The sequence below is a fragment of the Herpetosiphon sp. genome, from assembly GCF_003512625.1.
Classification (GTDB): domain Bacteria; phylum Chloroflexota; class Chloroflexia; order Chloroflexales; family Herpetosiphonaceae; genus Herpetosiphon; species Herpetosiphon aurantiacus.
The window spans coordinates 368-4,586 of sequence record NZ_DOPT01000060.1; the positions used below are offsets into that span (position 1 = coordinate 368).

General features: G+C 52.6%; 2 protein-coding genes. Both read right to left on the reverse strand.

Translation table 11 applies throughout. From position 1 onward, the window contains the following. A partial coding sequence (locus DEF47_RS14150) for a glycosyltransferase (protein WP_287045190.1) occupies nucleotides 1–1,046 on the reverse strand: 1,046 nt, incomplete at its 3' end. Nucleotides 1,047–1,169: 123 nt separating this feature from the next. Continuing rightward, nucleotides 1,170–4,019 (reverse strand): glycosyltransferase family 39 protein, encoded by a 2,850-nt coding sequence (locus tag DEF47_RS14155; protein ID WP_287045191.1) that lies wholly within the window; start codon nucleotides 4,017–4,019, stop codon nucleotides 1,170–1,172. Between the last annotated feature and the right edge of the window lie 200 nt (nucleotides 4,020–4,219).

Here is a 4,219-nt window from a genome sequence, read left to right on the forward strand (position 1 = left end):
GCTACCAACAAGCCATGTTCGCCCGAAGTAATTACTCCAGGCACTCCGGCAATCTTGCTGGCGATAATTGGCCGACCCGCGCCCATGGCTTCGAGCAGGGTATTGGGCAAGCCATCGACGTTGCCACTGCGATCGCGCACCGAAGGCAGGATGAAGATTGTAGCAGCATTCAAGGCACTATTGATGAGATCGTGACCAATTGCCCCGGGAAATAGCACGGCCTCGCCAATCCCTAGATCAGCGGCTTGAGCCATAAGTTGCTCTAGGCCTGGGCCATAGCCACCGATCATCAATTTGGCGGTTGGATGCTGGGCTAGCACCTGAGCAAAGGCCTGCACCAAATAGCGAAAGCCTTTTTTCTCGACCATGCGCCCAACCGTAAATAACAATGGTGTAGCAGTATCGAGGCCATGTTGTTGGCGAAAGGCCGCGCCAACGGCGGGATCGGGCCGAAAATCAACGGCATCAACACAATAGGGCAGTACATGCAATTTAGCAGGTTCTGCGCCCAAAGCCGCTGCCCGCGTCGTCAGATCGCTCGATGGCGCAGTGATTGCCGAGGCATAGCGCATGATCGCTGTATTGATCCAGCCAGTTGGGGCAGTGCGCTCAGCCACCGAAACATCCGAGCCATGCGTGCTGATAATCAGTGGTAATTTTCGTTGCCGCGCTAGCAACCAAGCCGGAAAGCCATTCGGAATCGACCAGTGACCATGAATTAAATCGAAGGGTTGTTGGGCGGTAAGCTGGGCCATGGTGCGCCATGCTGAAGCAACTGCCAAGGGTGCAACCAAAAGCGCGGCGTTGCGCATTTGTACATCATTATGCAACGCACCAGCATAGCCCCAAACATTTAAGCTCGGATGCGGCGCATAGCGATAGCGATGGATCTGCATGCCCCGTACCTGATCGCCACGTTTGAGTTCGGGGTGATCGGGCAAAAGCATATGCACCTCGTGGCCACGCTCGACCACGGCGGCGGCAATTTCTTCGATAAAGGGCGCGGTCATCTCACCTGGATATTTGGGAAACGACGACGCAATCATGAGTATGCGCATAACTTGCTATTCGCTCATAGGCTATCAACATGCAATAGCCGTGTATGATGATCAATCAGTTTGGAGTCGTTGGAACATTGCAGCTACAGTTTTGGCTCCAGCAAACTGTATTTATTGAATTTCGTAGATATAGACTGTGCGGTTTTTCGGCCCCGCAAAGCTGGCTCGTAGCACAAACCCAGGTAGCTCCTCGCCTTTGAGCAAGCGGCCTAAGCCAATTTGAGCTTGATCTTTGTTGTTTTGCACAGCATTGACCAGAATAAACGAGGCCTTGTAATAGTCAGCAACCTGTTTAATCACGGCTAAATCGGCCACATTTGGGTTCATCACAGCAGCGCGTTCAGCATGAAAATTGAGTTGCCATGGCACGCGGGTCATAACCACCGCCTCTGGTGGTGTGTTTTGGCGCAACCATTCAAAGGCCTGCAAATCGGGTTGCCATTCGGCATACTCGCTGCCTGCGACGGTAGCACTTTTGTTAGCGGCCTCAACCCACCCCGGGGTGAGCGCCAAGACCAGCAATTGAGCCGCTACCAACAAGGCCAACGGACGACCACGCTGGTTCCAGCAACGAGCAATTGCATCGTGAATTGCCACCAACGCCCCAGCCGCCAGTAAGGCCAAAAATGGCACTAATGGCACAAAATAGCGTTCTTCATCAGCGTGCCAATAGAGCGCCAAGAAGATAATATATGGTGTGAAACTCGCTCCAACCAAGGCGATCAAGCTGGCTTGTTGGCGGCGAGCAGCAATCAAACCAATTAAGCTTAGCCACGCACCCAACATCAACCACACATAGGGCTGACCATTAACGCCCTGATCGTTATTGCCCATCAAATTGCCGCGACCGCTGAACATGCCCAAAGCTGGGCTAGCTGGCAACAAATAGTTGCGAGTCGCTTCAAATTGGTTACCAATTTTATCAAAGGTCTTTTGATAGCCCCAACGCAGAATCCAGCTTGGTTCAGGTAAGCCGTTGCTCCCGGGCAAGCCTTGCTCGTTGGTGTAGATATTGTAGATCGAATCGAAATTTGTGTAGCCGATGATCCAAGCATCATAACTTTCGGTCGAAAAGGCGGGTTTGCCAAATTCGTGCAGGTTGCGGGCAATATAAGGTGAGAACACCAAAACCGCTGGGAGTACCCACCACAAAGCAGCAGTGCGATAGGCTTTCCAGCGATCTTCGACCTGCCACAAACGCCAAATCAGCCACAAGCCCATGCCAATCGCTACAATTACGGCGCTGGTTTTTTGCCAACACATGAGGCCGATGATCAGGCCTGAGCCAAGCAAGCGCTCTTTGCTATGAGTTACCAAACTACGCCAGAGCAACCAAATCGCCGCTGTGTAGAACAGCACAAACGCCAAATCCGAGGTGCTATAGATCATCAAGCGGAACATATGTCGATTGATCAGCACCAACAGCACCGCAATCAAACCAACCCGTTGATCCCACAACTGACGGGCAATACGATAGACCACGATCGACAGCAAACTAAAAAAGATCAGGTTGGGGATTTTGGCGGCCCACGGTTCTGGCCCAAACAAGGCAAAGAATGGCGCAATCCAGACTGGCTGCAACATTGGCCAGGTTTCTTGCACGCGGGTCACGCTGCCATCGGGATACAGTTTGAAAAATTGGGTGACATAATCAACGACCCAGCCACGCCCCGCCACCAAGTTGCGGGCAACTACACCGTTATCGGAGTAATCGGCGTTGCCAAGGTAGTTAATTTGGCGAATTACGCCCCAGCTATAGACTAACCAAACCCCAACCACTAAGCCTAGCAAGGCCCAGCCCAAGCCTTGGCGGGTGCGCAAACGCCGATTGAGCCGATCGAGCAACCGATTGAGATCGCCCCAGTAGAAGCCTGCAATAAACAAGCTAGCTACTGCCAACGAAACCACAATAATCGCCCCAGGATCGAGCTTTTTGGCTTTGGGTAGCCATTCGTTGGCGGCTTGGCTAAGGCTGGGCCAACTGATAGCCAGCAGGCCAATCAGTGCAGCCACAGCTAAACCATAATCAAGATTTTGGCCTTGCAACAAGCGCTGGCGGAAATGCAACCAGGTATCAATAATCTGGCGTTGCCAATTCCAAACCACCACAAAACCAAGCCCCAACAGCACCAACTCAAACGATGGCAACAGCCAGTGGCGGGCAAGATAGCCCAGGGTCAGCCAAAAAACGACCAAGAGCAACCCAAGCAAAAACAATGGCAAACGCTCACGCGGATAGAGCCAACCAGCCAGGAGGATCAAGCCCAAGGCCACTGCTACACGCCAAATCAAGCTCCAGGCAGGCAAATTAAAGCCTACAGTGTTGGTCGTGGCGCTAAGGCCATACAAGCGCAAACCATGGGGGCGGCGGTCGTTGGGATAGAGCGTCGTGCCAGTGAAGGTGGCAGTATTATCCAAGGGGGCAAGCTGCTGTGGGTCGTGGCTCAGGCGTAATTCAAGCTCAAGGTTGCTTTGATTGAGTGCTGGAGTATTTAATTGATAGATGGTGCGTTGGCTGCTGGCCTCAAATACGGCGATCAGCTGTTGATTGACCAACACATGCACAAATGGCTGGCGTACATCGCTGCGTAGCACATCGTCGGGCCAGCCAACTACATCAAGCTCAAGCCTATAACTGCTATGTGCGCCGAGTGCCGGAATCTGAATTTGGGTGCTGCCGCGTGTCCAGCGAAACCGCCCGCCAGTTGCGTCGAGTTCATCGGGGAAGACCGTGCCAAGATCGGTGGCAGCTTGGCCTAGTGCCTCGCTTGAAACCAAAAACGGCTGATCACCCAAGCCGTCGCTGGCGATCCGCACATGAGTCGGCAACTGATAGAGCGCGGTTAATAAGCATAGCGCCATCAGCAACACACTTGCGATTGTAATGATCCATTGACGCAGCGACCATGCAGCGCGGCGTTGCCACCAGTCTTGTACCAAGCCAGCCTCAAATCGTTTCATCGACAACAACGTGCCATTATACCAGAGCATCGCATCGGCGCTTTTTTGCAATTTGGCATTACGATCAACCGATTGATTGGACGAATCGGATAACCGAGATAACTATTTCGCTATCGATCCTCACACTCAGAATCGAGTCATAACCCAGAGCTAGCCTAGCAAAAAAGCAACGAATTTCACGAGCTTTTTTGATGGTCATC